The sequence below is a fragment of the Stenotrophomonas sp. 86428_Sma genome, assembly GCF_056481585.1.
In genome coordinates, this window is sequence record NZ_CM151156.1 from 4,745,940 (window position 1) to 4,762,395 (window position 16,456).

Here is a 16,456-nt window from a genome sequence, read left to right on the forward strand (position 1 = left end):
AAGATCCCAGTCAATCTGAAAAAGACGCGGCTGGTGCAAACTTCAGTACCAATGGCCTATACCAAGTACGCCGCATGTTCGCCCTCGGCCGCGTGATTGCCCCACCGCGCACAGACTTCAATGCGACGTATGATTTTTCTGAATCCGCTTGCGTCTTGTATCAGCGAATCTAGCGGTAGCTACCACAACCGCACCAGCACAGAGAAGTGGCCATATCCGGCTGTCTGAAGATGCCGCGATCACGGCCAGGCAGCACACACAGATGGCGAAAGTCCTTTGGTCGATACCCGGAAACTTCATGATCTTTTCTCCTCGTGCCAGTTCATTCCAGAAGCGTGTGCCTCCAAGCAAACTGCGTAGGAGTGCACGAACACACCTGCACGGGTTAAGTGCAACGGCGATTCCACCTCCGATGCACGCACCGGCAGCGGGCCCGGCAGGACCGCCAACTAGCGCACCGGCACCGTTGATGCAAGCAGCTTCCCCCTCGACTTCGAAAGCTTCATCCGTGGTCAGTTCACGCACAGTGAGTCTCCCTAGAATTGGCACACGTTCATTGTGCATGGGCTGCCTTAGCCAGCGACACGATGTCTCATCCAATGCTGCAGTCATTGCCCGAATACAGTTCCCTTGATTGAGTAGATAGGCTCAAGGGCCCACTCAAAGAACGATCTCGTCTCACCCAGAACATCTGCATCCACCAGCATTCCGGGCTTGAGTGACTCGGGCTTGCCGTATGCGCTTACGGTTTGCGATGCGAGAACGACCGTGATTCGATACATCGGTTCTGTCGCGCCACCGTTCTGTGTTGCACCCAGTGTGCTTCGACTAATCCGTGAAACCCGCCCCTCATGGTGTCCAAATTTCTGGTAAGGGTATGCTTGGTATCTGAGCAGGACCTTATCATCGGGCTCTATGAATCCTACCGCGCGGCTAGGAACGAGCAGCTCCGCCTCCAAATGACCATCCCCAGGCAGCACGCTCATGATCGGCTGGCCGCTTTGCACGGCTTGGCCGGCCTTGATCTGCTGGCTGGCTACAATTCCAGAGACTGGCGCGACAATAGCCAACCGTCCGCGCGCGACATTCTCCACACGTTCCTGCTCAAGCAAGGCGAGATCCTGCTGGAATGTCGCTTCCGCGGCCTCATGCTCGCCAGGCAGCTCATTGAGCGCCTGGATGATCTGCTCGATCATCCTGCGCGTGGCAATGGCCTGTCGCTGCAATGCCTGCATCTCACCCTTCTGTGTGAGCGCTGCAGATTCCTGCTGCTTGATCTGGAGGAGGCTGACGTAACGATCCTCTTCAAGGAGCCGGAGGCGTTCCAGCGTCTCCTCTGCAATCCTGATCTGATCCCGTCTTGTCAGCACTTCGGCGTCGAACTGCGCCAGCTCCCGCTGTGCGTTGGAAAGCTGCCTACGCAATCCCTTCTGCTGCGCGCTCAACCGCATCTTCTTGGCAGTCTGTACCGCCCCAAGGCCGGACGTCCTGCGCTCGAAGCGAGATTCCATCGCAGCCAGCGTATCCCCATCAGTGGTGGTGGCTCGCGGAACAGTCAGGACCGCAACTACCTCACCCGCTTCGACGTACTCGCCTTCGGCACTTCTGACTTCCGACATGAACCCATTGGCGGGCGCCATGACCTGCGCGATTCCATTGACTGGCACAAGCTGTCCACCCACGTGCGAACGGTGGGTATAGGTGCCAAATGTAAGCAGCAGCACTACTACTAGTGCGGTGGAAGAGGCTACGATGGCAAAAACCCAAAGCCTGAGCGGTTGCGTGATGGAAATCGACCCCAACCAACCGGCGCGCTTTCCTTGCAGAACTTCCCTGCGAAACAGATCTGAAGACACTCTTAGAAAGTAACTTTGCCCGCGTTCATTGGATGATAGCGAGGTCTCTTCGCAGAGTTAAAGAGCGAAATGCGTCAGCTCTCCTCCCATACAGTGACCATGATTCATTCATCTCTTCCGAGAGAAGCACCAACTACTCAGCGCACCGACGCGCAGGGCCATCCGCGCGCCGTCCAGGATGGCATACGCCGTCGTCGTGGTCCGCGTTCAGCCATCAGAACAACCGGCGTCAACGCTCTGATCGGCACGCGTTACGTCACCACCCAGCATGATGACCGGACGATGTTGTAGAGCCGAGATCCTATGTTCGTGGTAAGGCCCGCTGGAAGTGGGCTTTACCCACCTTCAGCATGGCCGGATCGAAATCGCGGCCACTCTTGAAGACATCCCAAGCGATCCTGGCCAGCTTCCTTGGCAGAAGGTTGAAGATGGTGCTGCAGGGGTGACCGCGTTTTGACAGTTCATCGTAGAGCGGTTGCCCCCGGCGACACTGCTTGAGGCCCATCGCGGCCATGTAGAGCATCTGGCGCAGCATCTGCGTACCCTGTTTGGACAGCCGACGCCGCCCACTTCTGCCGCCAGACTCATTGGGCCGGGGATCCAGGTCGATGCAGGCGATCCATACGTCGACGTTAGCCAACGGCCAGCGCGTCATGTAGTAGATCAAGTGAGCCACGACGGCAGAGCCGACACCAGGAGTGGTCACCAGACGCTTGTAGAGCGCGCAGTGCCCTCCATCGCGACTCAAGCGCCACAGCGCGCTTTCAAGCTCGGCTAGCGTCCCAGCTAGGGCGCGGAACAGATCTGACAGTTCTCTAGGGGGCCACTTCCGCTTACCCCGAAGGATTGCTACGAGCGCACGCGTGTCTCCACCCGGGCCCGCCGCTTGTGCAGCAAATCGTGCATCAGTTGCTGCTCGTCGGTACGCGGTACGTATTCACGCAGACGATCGCTCTCCTTCTTCACGTAACGGGCGGTCGCTTGGGATGCACTGAACAATCGTTGCTGAGTGCTGGATTTCCAGCACCAGAATGCTCCTAAGTCATCAGCCGCAGTGGGTTGCCATGTCCTTTCGTGCTCGAAGTGCCCCTTCCGAGCACCTCGAGACGGATTGATCCCTATGCCAGCAGTAACTGCCAGTGCACCATCCACAGATTGCACAGCGCAAACAATGTCAGCTGCATGGATGGCTTCTCAACGTGTGCCTCTATTGTCTCTCAGGCTGCCGGCCAGCGGACGGCACTACCGAAATAGTTGTTCAGAGCGTCCGCAGATGCAGGCCATGAGGACGACAAATCTCGCACAGCCATGAGTGATCAATGGACTAGAAATAAACCAATCTATAGATACAGAACGCTAGTCATCCCTCTCGACCTGGACATCGACCTTATCCCGAAAAATAGCTGAGATGAAAGACAAGAGCAGAGCTGGAAGTGCCAGAAGCAGCACGAACGAAAAAGGCGCACCAAACGACCATAGAGCAGCAGAAAATACGACAGCCGAAACCCCAAGCAGCAGGAACGAGCACTTAACTTTCTTTATTAACAGGTAACTTGCCGTCGAACACAGCAGCGAAAATGCGGCAACGAAAACTCCAACCTCTTGAGGAACCTGCAAAGGCGCAGCACCCCGAAGCGCCGCCACCAGCATCAGCGCTGAGGCAGACGCCATTGCTACCAAGGAAATAAAATAGAACTTTCCATGTCGCCCATCAAATCCACCAGTAATTTTCATATCAACCCTCAAAGAATCGCAGGGCAAAAGCCCTGCGATCCAGCTAACTATTTACCAAGCCATCTGATAAAACTGATAACCCGCATAACCAGCACCAGCGATACCAACGCCGGCAACAAAACCTTTACCAAACGCGATTCCAATCCCAATGACGACCGGCACAACTGCACCGTCGACGCTCTCAATTTCAAGACCGGTCAATTCACGCACATCATTCTCCCGCTTTGAATTGGACATCAAACTAGTTATTTTGCATTGTATAGAACGGAACCACCGATGCCAATTCCAGTCATCGTGCCGGCCATGAACGCAACACTGGTCCAACTTACCTGGGAAAGAGCAACTGCGCCAACGAACATCAAAGGCAGCACCGCGCCATCAACATTATTAATCTCTTCCATGGTCATTTCGCGCATAGTACAACTCCTTCTTAATACGTGCATTTCCACGCACGGGGATCCGGGACGATTCCCGGAAATTTGAATCGGAGGTCAGTTGGCACTTACTTTTCACAGCAAGAGCATTCGCTAAGGAGCTTCTGAACAGCTTCCTGCGAACTGTGCAGTAGTGCCCGCCACAGATTGCCGCTTTGGGGGGACACTATTTAGCTGCGTAGTGGAATGCATCATACGGCTGACATTTGGGGATGCGCAGGGCCTGCGCAAGCGCAAGCAGACCCGGCGCGATATTTTCCTTTACGAGATGGACCAGATAGTGCCGTGGAAGGCACTGCTGGCCTAGATTGAGCCGCATTATCTGCGTCCCGGTCGCGCGGTTCGGCCACCGTATGCGATGGAGACGACACTGCGCATCCACCTGCTGCAGTGGTATGCCTTGAGCGATCCGGACATGGAGGAAGCCCTGCACTAGATTGCTTCGATGCGGCTGTTCCACCGGCTCAGCGGGCTCGATGCGATCCCGGATGAGTCCACGATCATCAACTTCCGTCGTCCGTTGGAGAGGCATAGGCTTGCCGCAAATATGCTGGAGGTGATGGACGTTAATCTCGCACGCAAAGACCAGAGTCTGCGCGCCAGCTCGATCGTGGATGCCATATACGCCCCTAGAACCGAGAACCAAACAGCAGTCAACACCGAGAGTGCGGCAAACAGAGTAAACGCCCAAAGCCCCAAGGATTGGGTGAGCACAATTCCACTCAACCAGCTACTTCGCTTTGCATCCAACACTTGGTTTCTAAACAACGAATCCGACATCCCGTCTCCGAACGCTGTTGGCGGGCGCATCACCCTAACGTGTACCAAACCGTAGCGTGACTTGCCGCAGAGATCCAAGAGGCATTTGCGACATCAATGTAAGCCATCCACTTCGTTCTATGCGGATGAGAAATCGACTTCTCCACAAGACTCGTAAGGAATACCTGATGTTGGGAGTTTTCTAAACAACTCCCTGCGAAATATGGGGCAGTGCCCGACCCAGATTGCCGCATTGGGGGACACTATCGAGCCATGTAATGACCCATCGGTTTCTGCTCAGGTCATGGGGTTAATGTAGCGGTATAGGCCGCATCTGCGGTCATCATCTTCAGCGCACTGATGAGTGCGCTGTTGGTCGTCGAAGGCGATGCAGTCAGTGATTAACCGTGTAGCGTGCATCTGGCTTTCGAAACGATGCCAGTGCACGCATTGCTCTTCCAGCGTTCGGATCACTCGCTCCATCAATCCGTTCTGTTGCGGGCAGTGTGGCGTGATGAACTCCTGCTTCGAGCCATAGCTGCGCATCAGTCGCGTGTAGTCGCGGCCGCTGAACACCAAGCCATTGTCAGATCGCAGCAGGATGCGCACGGGTGTCGATCCCCGGCCGACTACGACAAAGCCACCGCCTGAAATCCCCTGTCTACGTGTCTACCAAAACTTGACCACGACAAGTGGTATCGCACCGGCGTTAGCTTGCCTACATCGACAATCCCCTTTGGGCGCCGTGCGATCCCCTATCGACGTTCGTGTGCGGGATGGGGATCGCTCGGCTCGTCTGTCGGCTCGTCTGTCGGCTCGTCTGTCGGCTCATATCCGCAGATCCATGCTCGTCAGTCCCTCCACACCGGCTCCTACATACCGCGTAGGAGCCGGGAGGAACATACAAGGAACATACAAGCCCGTGCTCGGCTGCCTCTGGAACATCCGAGCGTAGCCTCGGTTCTACATCGGGGTTTGCGGTACTTCGACCTGCTGCACCGGCAGGGTCACCATCATCACCGTCGGATCGTCTGGATCCAGCCTGGTCTTGAAGCCCAGGCTCTGGCACATCGCCAGCATGGTGCTGTTCTCGCGCAGCACCTGGCCTTCGACCACGTCCAGGCCCAGCCACTTGGCGTACTCGATCATGATCGCCATCAACCGCCAGCCGATGCCGTGGCCCTTCAGGTCCGAACGGATCAGGATGCCGTACTCGCCACGATGGTAATCGGCATCGGCGTGCAGGCGCACCGCACCCAGCATTTCGCCGCTGCGCGGTTCGATCGCCACCAGCGCGATCGAGCGTGCGTAATCGAGCTGGGTCAGGCGCGCGATGAACTCGTGGCTGAAGTGCTTCACCGACTGGAAGAAACGCAGGCGCAGATCCTCGTCACTGACGCGGGCGAAGAACGCACGGAACAGTGCGTCGTCCTCCGGCCGCACCGGGCGCACGAAGGCACGGCCGCCATCGGACAGCTCGATGGTGCGCTCCCACTCCTTCGGGTACGGGAACACCGAGAAACGCGGATGGCCGCGGCCCTTGTGCAGGATGCGCGACGGCGCCACCGCTACGCGGGCATCGAGGGCGAGGATGCCCTTGCCGTCGACCAGCAGCGGGTTGATGTCCAGCGTGCGCACCTCGGGGATATCGGCAGCCAGTTGTGCAAGCTTCACCAGCGCCAGCGCCAGTGCGCGCTCGTCAGCCGCCGGCACGTCACCGTAAGCCTTGAGGATGCGCGAGGCGCGGGTCTGGCCGATCAGCTCGTGGGCCAGGCGCAGGTCCAGCGGCGGCAGCGCCAGCGCCTTGTCATTGATCACTTCGACGGCAGTGCCGCCGCGACCGACCACGATCACCGGACCGAACGTCGCGTCATCGGCGATGCCGACGATCAGTTCGCGCGCCTTCGGGCGGACGATGGTCGGCTGTACCAGCAGGCCATCGATGCGTGCATCCGGCCGCAGCTGGCGCGCGCGCGACAGGATCGCATGGGCCGCGCTCTGCACCGCCGGCAGCGCCGCCAGGTTCAGGCGCACACCATCCACTTCGGACTTGTGCGGAATATCCGGCGACAGGATCTTCAGTGCGACCGTAGCACCGCGTTCCAGCAGCGGCTGCGCCAGGTCCATCGCCTCGTGCGCATCGCGCGCATGCATCACCGGCGCGGACGGAATGCCATAGGCCTTGAGCAGTTCATGCGTGGCCAGCGGGTCCAGCCACTGCTGGCCGTTGGCCAGGGCGGCATCGACCAGTGCGCGCGCGGCGGCCGTGTCGACACTGAAATCCTGCGGCAGGCTGGGTGGTGTTTCCATCAGGGCGTTCTGCGCTTCGCGGTAACGCACCAGATGCTGGAAGCCGCGCACCGCTTCGGCCTCGGTCGGATAGGTCGGCACCCGTGCCGCGTTGAGCGTGGCGGTGGCCTGGTCATCGTTGCCCAGCCACACCGCGAACACCGGCTTGTCGCGGTAATGGCGCGGGCGCAGTCCGAGCGTGCGGGTAAGCGCCTGTGCGGCGTCTGCGGATGAAGTGAATGCGGTCGGCACGTTGACCACCATCACCGCATCATTCTCGTTGTCGGCCAGCAGCGCCTCGATGGCGGCGGCATAGCGATCACCATCGGCGTCGACCACGATGTCGACCGGGTTGCTGCGCGACCAGCCCTGCGGCAGCACGGCGTCGAGTTTCTCGACCGTGCTGTCGGACAGGTTGGCCAGCGTGCCACGCAGTGCAATGAGCTGGTCCACGGCCAGGCGGCCGACACCGCCACCATTGCTGAGAATGGCCAGGCGACGACCGGGGAAGGTCCCCAACCGGCCCAACGATTCGGCGGCCGTGAACAGTTCGTCCAGCGCGCCCACGCGCAGCAGGCCGGCGCGGTTGAAGGCTGCACCGTACACATCGTCGGCGCGGGCCAGGGCCTGCACATGGGTATCGCGGCTGCCCGGCTGCACGCGCTCGGCGCGGCCGGACTTCACCACCACCACCGGCTTGGCGCGGGCGGCGGCACGCGCGGCCGACATGAACTTGCGCGCATCCTTGATCTGCTCGACATAGAGCAGGATGGCGCGGGTGCGGTAGTCGGTGGCGAAGTAGTCGAGCAGGTCACCGAAGTCGACGTCCATCGTGTCGCCCAGCGAGACCACGGCGGAGAAGCCGACCGAGCGCGCCACACCCCATTCCACCAGCGCCGCCGCAATCGCCGAGGATTCGGAGATCAGCGCGAGGTCACCGGCCTGCGGGAAGTGCGCGGCGATGCTGGCATTGAGCCGCGCATGCGGTGCGATCACACCCAGGCAGTGCGGGCCCAGGATGCGCAGGCCATGCTTGCGCGCCACCGTTTCCACCTGTTCCGACAACGAGCCCGGGCCTTCGCCCAGGTGCGCGGTGAGGATGATCGCGGCCTGCACGCCGCGTTCGGCTGCGGTACGCACTACCTGCGGCACGATCGCCGCCGGTGCGGTGATGACGACCAGGTCCGGTACCCAGTCCAGATCCTTCAACCGCTTGATCGTGCGGATGCCATCGATCTCGGCATGCCGCGGGTTGATCCAGGCCACCTTGCCGGGGAAGCCAGTGCCACGCAGGTTGCGCATCACCGCGCGCCCGGCCGAACGCTCACGCGGACTGCCGCCGATCACCGCGACCGACTGCGGACGGAACACAGACTGCAGGTGGTAGGTACTCATGCGCCTACGGTAACCAAATTCCATGGCGATGGGGTCAGGTCCCTTTCCCCAGGAAAGGGATCTGACCCTTGCGTGCCGACCAAGGTCGGCAACTACCGGGGCACGGTGCTTCAGGGGTCAGAGCCCTTCGCTGCGCGAAGGGATCCGACCCCTTAACCGACCCCGGTTTACAACAGTGTGCCGTGCAGGATCATCGCGGCGATGCTGAAATAGATCACCAGTCCGGTCACGTCCACCAGGGTGGCCACGAACGGCGCCGAAGCGCTGGCCGGGTCGAAGCCGAGCCGTTTCAGGATGAAGGGCAGCATCGAGCCGGACAGCGAGCCGAAGGTGACGATGCCGACCAGCGCGGCGCCGATGGTGATCGCCAGCAGGATCCAGTGCTCGCCGTAGTCGTGCAGGCCGCCCAGCTGCCAGATAACGATACGCACGATGGCCAGGCAGCCAAGGATCGCGCCCAGCACCATGCCGGTGGGCACTTCGCGCAGGGCCACCTTCCACCAGTCACGCAGGCGCAGTTCGCGCAGTGCCAAGCTGCGGATCAGCAGCGAGGTAGCCTGCGAGCCGGAGTTGCCGCCCGAACTCATGATCAGCGGAATGAACAGGGTCAGCACCACGGCGCGCGCCAGTTCATCCTCGTAGTGCTGCATCGCGCTCGCGGTCAGCATCTCGCCCAGGAACAGCACGCTCAGCCAGCCGGCGCGTTTGCGCAGCATCTCGAAGAAGCCGATCTGCATGTACGGCTTGTCCAGCGCTTCCATGCCGCCGAACTTGTGCGCGTCTTCGGTGGACTCCTCGATCAGCGCATCGAGCACGTCGTCCACGGTGACGATGCCAAGCATCTGCTGCTGGTCGTCGACCACCGGGATCGCCAGCAGGTCGTGGCGGCGGATCAGCCGCGCCACTTCCTCCTGGTCCATCAGCGCATCCACGGTCACCGGCGGGTTGACCTGGGCCACATCCAGGATCGATTCCTCGGGCAGGCCGGTGATCAGCCGGCGCATGGTCACTACCTGCTGCAGCTGCTGGCTGGCTGGGTCCAGCACGTAGATCGCGTACACCGTCTCGCGGGTGCGCTCGACCTGGCGGATGTGCTGCAGGGTCTGCGCCACCGTCCAGCTGGCAGGCACCGCCACGTACTCGGTGGTCATCAGCGCACCGGCAGTGTTCGGTGGGTAGCTGAGCAGCTTCTGGATGGCCTGGCGGGCGTCGGTGCCCAGCAGCGGGATCAGCCGCGCGCGTTCTTCCTCATCCAGCTCGTGGACGATGTCGGTGGCGCGGTCATCGGCCATCAGGCCCAGCAGCGCCGCAGCCCGCGCCGGCGGCAGCGCGGCCACCAGCTCGCCGCTGCGGTGCAGCTCCGGTGCTTCGAGCATCTTCACCGCGCGCGGCAACGGCAGCGCCGCCAGCGTTTCCGCAGCGCGCGTCAGTTCCAGCGTATTGAGGAATTCCACCGCGTCGGCGGTGTTGTAGTTCGCCAGGGGTGCGGCCAGTGCGGCGGCATCGGCCACCGGGCGCAGCAATTGCTTCTGGTTCATCGGTTTTGCCTTGTGGGGGTGCGACCTCGCGCAACACCAACGCAGGCAAACCGTCCCGATGTCAGGCGGTGGCCATCGCTGGCGTCGAACGAGGTCGACTTCTACTGTCGCTGGACATGGGTTGGGGACTCCGGGATGCGTGTGCTGGCGGACGCGCCGCCAGCGGCGGGCAGTCTGGACCCGTGGGCCATTGCAGGTCAACCCGGCAGCCTTGCGCAGGGCGCCTGCCCGGCAGGTTGTTCTCGTGCATACACAGGCCGGCGCGCATAATGACGCGGTGGCACTCGCCTCCCCTTCCCCCACCCGAACGGACGCACTGCGGGCTTCCCCGATGACCAGGTATTCCCATGCATAGCGGTGGTCTGGAACTGGCCCTGGTGCTGCTGCTGGCGGCGGTCATCGCCGTGCCGGTGTTCAAGAAGTTCGGCTTCGGCGCGGTGCTGGGCTACCTGGCGGCCGGTGTGGTGCTGGGCCCGGACGGGCTGGGCTTCGTGCAGGACGCCGACCGCATCCTCGGCGCCGCCGAGATCGGCGTGGTGATGCTGCTGTTCGTGATCGGTCTGGAACTGTCGCCGGCCCGCCTGAAGGTGATGCGGCGCTCGGTGTTTGGTGCCGGTGCGGCACAGGTGGCGCTGTCCGGGCTGGTGCTGGGCGGCCTGCTGCTGCTCGACCATTTCCAGTGGAAAAGCGCGCTGGTGGTGGGCGTGGCGCTGGCGCTGTCATCCACCGCGGTCGGCCTGCAGCTGCTGTCAGAACACAAGTCGATCAACAGCGACCATGGCCGGCTCGGGTTCGCCATCCTGCTGTTCCAGGACCTGATCGCGATTCCGCTGCTGGCGGCCATCCCGCTGCTGGGCGGGGTAAAGAACGAGACCCTGCGCTGGGAAGACGCCGCCGTGGCCCTCGGCGCGCTGGCGGTGGTGATCCTGTGCGGGCGACCGGTGCTGCGCAGGGTGTTCGGCATCATCGCGCGTACCCGCAGCCCGGAAGTATTCACCGCCACCGCACTGCTGGTGGTGCTGGGCACCGCCTGGTTCATGCAGGAGGCCGGCCTCAGCCCCAGCCTGGGCGCGTTCCTGGCCGGCGTGCTGCTGTCCGATTCGGAGTTCCGGCACGAACTGGAAGCGCAGATCGAGCCGTTCAAGGGGCTGCTGCTGGGCCTGTTCTTCATTGCGGTGGGCATGGGCATCGACCTCGACCGCATCGTTGCCGAGCCGTGGCTGATCGCCGCCGGCGTGGCGATCCTGCTGGTGGTCAAATTCAGCCTGCTGTACGTGATCGGGCGCATCGCAAAGCTCAGTTCACGGCACTCGCTGCTACTGGGCAGCGTGCTGTGGCTGGGCGGCGAGTTCGCCTTCGTGGTGTTCAACGAAGCGCAGCGCGCGCACCTGCTGGGCAACGCCAACCATGACCGCCTGGTGGCGATCGTCGGCCTGTCGATGGCGATCACGCCACTGCTGATGATCGCGCTGCTCAAGCTGCTCGGCCAGGAGAAGGCAACGCCGCGCGAGGCAGCCGAGGCCGACAAGGTGGCGCCGGACAACCGGCCGAAGGTGCTGATCGCCGGCATGGGCCGCTTCGGCCAGGTCATCGCGCGCCTGCTGACCGCGCAGAAGGTGCCGTTCGTGGCACTGGAAGCGAACCCCGATACCGTGGCCGACCTGCGCCGCTTCGGCAACCAGCTGTACTACGGCGACCCGACCCGGCCGGAGATGCTGCGCGCGGCCGGCGGCGAGCACATCGATGTGTTCGTGATCACCGTGGACGACCCGGAGACCAACCTGCGTGCAGTGCGCATGGTGCGCCGGCTGTACCCGGACGCGAAGGTGCTGGCGCGTGCACGCAACCGCCAGCATGCGTGGCGCCTGATGGACATGTCGGCTGAGCCGTTCCGCGAAGTGTTCGGCACCAGCCTGGAAATGAGCGGGCGCGTGCTGACTGCATTGGGTGTTGCACCTGAAGTGGCTGAACGCCACGTGCAGCGCTTCCGTGAGCACGACGAGCAGCTGCTGCGCGACCAGTACCTGGTGTACGACGACGAGGCGGCGGTGATCCAGACCTCGCGCGATGCACGCAACGACCTGATGCACCTGTTCGAGGCCGACGCGGAAAGCGACGGCAAGTAGGCGTGCCGACCAACGGTCGGCACCCACCACAGATTGCGGTAGTGCCGGCCGCTGGCCGGCAGCCTCGAGATTCCGGTGGTTTCATGAGGTTGCCGGCCAGCGGCCGGCACTACCCATTTCCAGCGATCAGCCGTTGTCGCGCAGGAACCGCGCCATCGACGAAACGCCCGGCACGCGCGGCTCGAACTCGCCGGCCACATCAATGAAGCCACGCATCACCGCGATCTCGCGCGGGCTGCGGTTGAGGCTGTCGCGCACTTCCGGATCGGCACCGGCGCGCAGCAGGCGCTGCACCAGCAGTGGCAGGCCGTGCAGGGCGGCCAGATGCAGCGGGCCGAAACCGCGCGGATCACGCACGTCCAGGCTCACGTCCTCGTCCAGCAGGCGCTCTACCGCCGCCATCACCACCTGCTCGTCGCAGGCGGTACCCGGCTCGGCACGCGCACCCAGCAGCAGCAGCAGCGGCGTGACCGAACCGGCGGCGGCCTGGTCCGGTTCGGCACCGGCCAGCAGCAGGGTGTCGAGCAGGGCCAGCAAACGCGAGCGGTCGCGGGCACTGAAACCGTACAGCGCGGCACAGTGCAGCGGGCCCAGCTGCTGCGCGTCACCGGCATGCACGTCGGCACCGGCGGTGAGCAGGCGCGCGACGATGTCCGGCAGGCCCAGCGCCGAGGCCAGCATCAGCACGGTCACCCCACCCGGCAGGCGGTGTTCCAGCTTGGCGCCGGCATCGAGCAGGGCCGACACGATATCCACTTGGCGCATGCTGACCGCCGCCGACAGCGGCGTCGCACCACTGGCCGCGGCATGCTGCGGATCGGCGCCACGCGCCAGCAGCAGGTCGGTCACCGCCAGGTGACCACCACCGGCCGCACGCAGCAGCGCAGTGCAGCCCTGTGCATCGACCGCGTCAACAGCAAATCCCAGATCGATCAGGCGGCGCACCGCATCCACATCACCGGCCATCGCGGCGGCCGGCAGATCGGCCTCGCGCAGAGTACGGCGCGGCAACGGCCACACCCGCCAGTCCAGCCAGTCGGCCAGGTCACGGCGACCGATCGACAGCGCCACGCCCAGCGGCGTCTGGCCGTCGGCGGCACGGGCTTCCGGCGAGGCACCGTGCTGCACCAGCAGCTTCAGCGCGCCTTCGCGGGCCAATGCGGTGGCCAGATGCAATGCGGTCATGCCATGGCTGTCACGCGCTTCACGATCGACACCGGCCTTGAGCAGGGCCTGCTGCAGGCGCAGCCAGCCCAGGCGCACTGCCAGCGACAACGGCGGGTCACCCGCCGGCGAGGCCGCGAACGGATCGGCACCACGTTCCAGCAGTTCCAGCGCCAGCTGCTCCAGGCCGCGGGCGGCCTGATCGTGCTGTGCGCAGGCGGCAAGGAAGCGCGCCAGGCCACCGCGTCCGGCTGGCGACAGGCCGCGCTGCAGCATGACCTGCAACGCCGGCACCGCATCGATGCCGCGCGACAGCAGCGCGAACATCGGCGTGTCGGAGCAGGCGTCACGCACGTAGGGATCGGCGCCGTGGCCCAGCAGCCAATCGACCGCACGCGGCTCCAGTGCCAGTTCCGGATCGAGCAGCAGGCCACCCAGTTCTTCCGGCTGGCACAGCTTGGCCAGCGCGGCCATGCCATCGGTGTTGCCGAAGCCCAGCGCTTCGCGCAGCAGGGTCAGCGGCGGACGGTCCGGCAGCAGGCCACTGGCGCTGGCGGCTTCGCCGCGCTCGGCCAGGCCATCACTGACGGCGGCCGGCAACGGATAGGACGGGTCCAGCAGGGCCACAATCGCCCAGCGACCGGCTTCGGCGGCGTAGTCCACCGCACGGCGGCCAACCGGATCGGTGGTGTCGGCGGCGATGCCCAGCTCGACCAGGCGCTTGATCAGCAATGGCGAGACATCCTCGGCCATCGCCGCCAACTGCACCGCATTGCGGCCTTCGCCGTCCACCGCAACCAGATCCGGCTTGTGCGGCAGCAGATGCTCGACCACGGCAGCGCGACCGGCACGGGCAGCTTCCAGCCACGGCGTACGGCCCAGCGCATCGCGCGCTTCCAGATTGGCACCGGCACCCAGCAGCACGCCGATGATCTCGACGTGGCCAGCCAGTGCGGCCTCATGCAGCGCGCTGCGGCGCTGGCGATCACGCGCGTCAGCCCGCGCCTTGTGCTTGAGCAGCAGCTGCACGCCGGCCGGATCGTCGTCTTCGGTGGCGGCGGCGGCCAGCAGCACCGGCGTACCCTCGGCCGGTTCGCTGCGCGCACCGCGTTCGAGCAGGAAGCGGGCCAGGCGCCAGTTGCCGACCTGGCAGGCCACGGCCAGCGGCGACCAGCCCTCGTTGTTCAGCGCGTCGACTTCGGCGGCGGCATCGCGCAGCAGCGCGGCCACGCCCGGGTCGGAACTGCGTGCGGCATGGTGCAGCGGGGTGTTGCCATCGCTGTCGATGGCACGCGAATCGGCACCGTTGGCGAGCAGGGTCATCACCGCTTCGGGACGGCCGTGCCAGCTGTCGCGGGTGGCGGCCAGCAGCGGGGTCATGCCCCGGTGCGGCGCATTCACATCGACGCCGCGGGCGATCAGTTCGCGCAGCAGGCGCAGGTCCGGCAGCACCGCCGCCAGCACCGCCAGGCTGCGCTGGTCGCGCCAGTTCGGGTCCGGTAGCGCATACGGATCGGCACCGGCCTGAAGCAGCTGCAGGCCGCGGTCGATGCGACCCTGGCGCGCGGCTTCATACAGCGCCGGTGTCAGTTCCTGCGGCGCCATCGCCTCCAGCGGCGCGGTTTCGGCCGCAGCGGGGAACATCGGTTCCTGTTCGCTGCTGGCCGCTGCGAACGGGCTGGGGCGCAGCGACACCAGCGGCGCGGGCGCGACCCGCTGCAGCAGCAGGTGCAGCACCGGCGACAGCAGCACCACCGCCAGCGCGGCGGGCCAGCGCGCGCCTTCCGGCAACAGGCCCGGCCAGGCCGGCAGCACCACCAGCGCGGCCAGCGCGATCACCAGCGCGGCGACACCGAGACCGCGCCAGGCGGTCAGGTCGCGTCCGGCCAGCGCCTGCCAATGCTGGGCGAGATTGCCATCCAGGCGTTCGACATCGTTCCACAGCGGCCAGGTGCGCCAGGCCGCCAGCAGGCCGGCACTGACCAGCACGCTCAGGCCCAGCACCGCGGCCAGGCTGCCGCTGTCACGCAGCGCCGCCAGCGGCCAGGCCAGCAGCAGCGCCAGCAACAGCGGCGCTGCCGTCCACAACGCCAGCAGCGCCGGCAGGTCCTGGCGCGCGACGATCTTCAGCGGCAGCAGCGCGCGGCTGCGACGCCACCACGACACACCCAGCGCGAACGCCGGCTGCGCCAGTGCCGCAAGGATGGCGCCTGGAACGCCGCCCACAGCGGCGCCCAGCGCCAGCACGGCACCCACGGCGAAGGCGATCGACAGGGCGCGCGGACGGGACGTGTCAGTCATAGTGGCGCGGCATCAGGCTGGCCACCGATGGCGGCACCTGCAGGTAGAACCCGCGCTCGCTCATTTCGCTGCGGACCTTTTCCGGATCGGCCTGGGCCAGGCGGCGCTGGGCATCCAGGGCCACGTCCAGGACGAAGGCGAGCGTCCCCAGCGAGGTGAGCAGCGGCGCAGGCAGCGCGCTGAAATCATCGCGACGGGGAACGTAGACGTAGGTGTCCGGCTTGAGTTGGCTTTTATAGACGTAGGCGTGCATGTCCGCGGGACGATAACCCGGGAAGAGCCATGATTGTGTCGGAAAGCCGACACCGGGGAAAGCCGTCAGCCGACGATGGCGGCGTGATCGGCGGCGTTTCCCCGGCGGGATTCAGCAATGTGGCGGCGGCGTTCAGCCAACGCCGCCGCCGCACGGGCGCTTACTTGACCTTGGCGTAGGTGCCCTTCAGCGCGACACCGGCGAGGATCGCACCGGCATAGCATTCGTAGTTGGTGCTGCTCTTGAACTCGTTCTTCTTGTAGTAGCTGACGATGTCGACCACGGCGTTGGCACCGCGCGACTTGGCACCGTCCTGCAGCGCGCGCAGCGCCGACAGCGCAACCCAGCGGCAGGCCTCGGCGTCGCTCTTGTTGGCGGCGTTGGTCTTCTTGTTGGTCACGTCTTCGCCCAGGCGCTGCTGCACGCTGACCGGCTGGCCGGCCAGGTAGAAGCGGACGCTGCCGTCGATGCCGGCGTCCTTGGCAGCCTGCGAGCTGACCAGTTCCTGCAGGGACTGCTCCACGCGGGTGTCGCGGGCGGAGGCGGTGGAGGTCAGGGCCAGCAGCGCGGTGGCCGTGGCGATCATCAGGGTGCGGCGCATCGGAAC

At 64.4% G+C, this 16,456-nt stretch carries 12 protein-coding genes and 1 pseudogene; 2 read left to right on the plus strand and 11 right to left on the minus strand.

Annotation, left to right across the window (positions count from 1 at the left end; translation table 11 throughout):
- Positions 1 to 608: 608 nt before the first annotated feature.
- The 5 genes from ACZK3J_RS21770 to ACZK3J_RS21790 form a co-directional block, all read right to left on the minus strand.
- On the minus strand, positions 609 to 1,856 hold the full coding sequence (locus ACZK3J_RS21770; RefSeq protein ID WP_049462126.1) for an HlyD family secretion protein: 1,248 nt from the start codon (positions 1,854 to 1,856) through the stop codon (positions 609 to 611).
- A 301-nt stretch (positions 1,857 to 2,157) separates the two neighbouring features.
- Positions 2,158 to 2,523: a transposase gene (locus tag ACZK3J_RS21775; RefSeq protein ID WP_478476236.1), complete on the minus strand. Its 366-nt coding sequence runs from the start codon at positions 2,521 to 2,523 to the stop codon at positions 2,158 to 2,160.
- A gap of 689 nt (positions 2,524 to 3,212) precedes the next feature.
- A complete protein-coding gene (locus ACZK3J_RS21780) occupies positions 3,213 to 3,590 on the minus strand; it encodes a hypothetical protein (protein WP_149908938.1) in 378 nt (125 codons plus the stop codon).
- 51 nt (positions 3,591 to 3,641) lie between these two features.
- Positions 3,642 to 3,827 (minus strand): hypothetical protein, encoded by a 186-nt coding sequence (locus ACZK3J_RS21785; protein WP_152911143.1) that lies wholly within the window; start codon positions 3,825 to 3,827, stop codon positions 3,642 to 3,644.
- A gap of 8 nt (positions 3,828 to 3,835) precedes the next feature.
- A complete protein-coding gene (locus tag ACZK3J_RS21790; protein WP_157805916.1) occupies positions 3,836 to 4,006 on the minus strand; it encodes a hypothetical protein in 171 nt (56 codons plus the stop codon).
- A gap of 211 nt (positions 4,007 to 4,217) precedes the next feature.
- Here ACZK3J_RS21790 and ACZK3J_RS21795 point away from each other — a divergent pair.
- Positions 4,218 to 4,643, plus strand: a pseudogene (locus ACZK3J_RS21795) (transposase); the annotation flags it as partial.
- A 437-nt stretch (positions 4,644 to 5,080) separates the two neighbouring features.
- Here ACZK3J_RS21795 and ACZK3J_RS21800 read toward each other — a convergent pair.
- The 3 genes from ACZK3J_RS21800 to mgtE all read right to left on the minus strand — a co-directional run bounded on the left by ACZK3J_RS21800 (position 5,081) and on the right by mgtE (position 10,005).
- A complete protein-coding gene (locus ACZK3J_RS21800) occupies positions 5,081 to 5,392 on the minus strand; it encodes an integrase core domain-containing protein (RefSeq protein WP_223224680.1) in 312 nt (103 codons plus the stop codon).
- Between the two features lie 354 nt (positions 5,393 to 5,746).
- Positions 5,747 to 8,467 carry a bifunctional acetate--CoA ligase family protein/GNAT family N-acetyltransferase gene (locus ACZK3J_RS21805; protein ID WP_049462128.1) on the minus strand — a complete coding sequence of 907 codons (2,721 nt, stop codon included), beginning with the start codon at positions 8,465 to 8,467 and terminating at the stop codon, positions 5,747 to 5,749.
- A 167-nt stretch (positions 8,468 to 8,634) separates the two neighbouring features.
- Complete coding sequence (gene mgtE / locus ACZK3J_RS21810) at positions 8,635 to 10,005, minus strand: magnesium transporter (RefSeq protein ID WP_032129164.1); 1,371 nt, start codon at positions 10,003 to 10,005, stop codon at positions 8,635 to 8,637.
- Positions 10,006 to 10,352: 347 nt separating this feature from the next.
- On the opposite strand from mgtE, the gene ACZK3J_RS21815 reads away from it, so the two are divergent.
- Complete coding sequence (locus ACZK3J_RS21815) at positions 10,353 to 12,131, plus strand: monovalent cation:proton antiporter-2 (CPA2) family protein (protein ID WP_049462129.1); 1,779 nt, start codon at positions 10,353 to 10,355, stop codon at positions 12,129 to 12,131.
- Positions 12,132 to 12,257: 126 nt separating this feature from the next.
- On the opposite strand, the gene ACZK3J_RS21820 is transcribed toward ACZK3J_RS21815, so the two are convergent.
- The 3 genes from ACZK3J_RS21820 to ACZK3J_RS21830 all read right to left on the minus strand — a co-directional run bounded on the left by ACZK3J_RS21820 (position 12,258) and on the right by ACZK3J_RS21830 (position 16,450).
- Positions 12,258 to 15,596 (minus strand): ankyrin repeat domain-containing protein, encoded by a 3,339-nt coding sequence (locus ACZK3J_RS21820; protein ID WP_049462298.1) that lies wholly within the window; start codon positions 15,594 to 15,596, stop codon positions 12,258 to 12,260.
- Positions 15,589 to 15,849: a YcgL domain-containing protein gene (locus tag ACZK3J_RS21825; protein WP_010482302.1), complete on the minus strand. Its 261-nt coding sequence runs from the start codon at positions 15,847 to 15,849 to the stop codon at positions 15,589 to 15,591. Before ACZK3J_RS21825 ends, ACZK3J_RS21820 begins: the two co-directional genes overlap by 8 nt.
- A gap of 160 nt (positions 15,850 to 16,009) precedes the next feature.
- Positions 16,010 to 16,450: a hypothetical protein gene (locus ACZK3J_RS21830; RefSeq protein ID WP_049454153.1), complete on the minus strand. Its 441-nt coding sequence runs from the start codon at positions 16,448 to 16,450 to the stop codon at positions 16,010 to 16,012.
- Between the last annotated feature and the right edge of the window lie 6 nt (positions 16,451 to 16,456).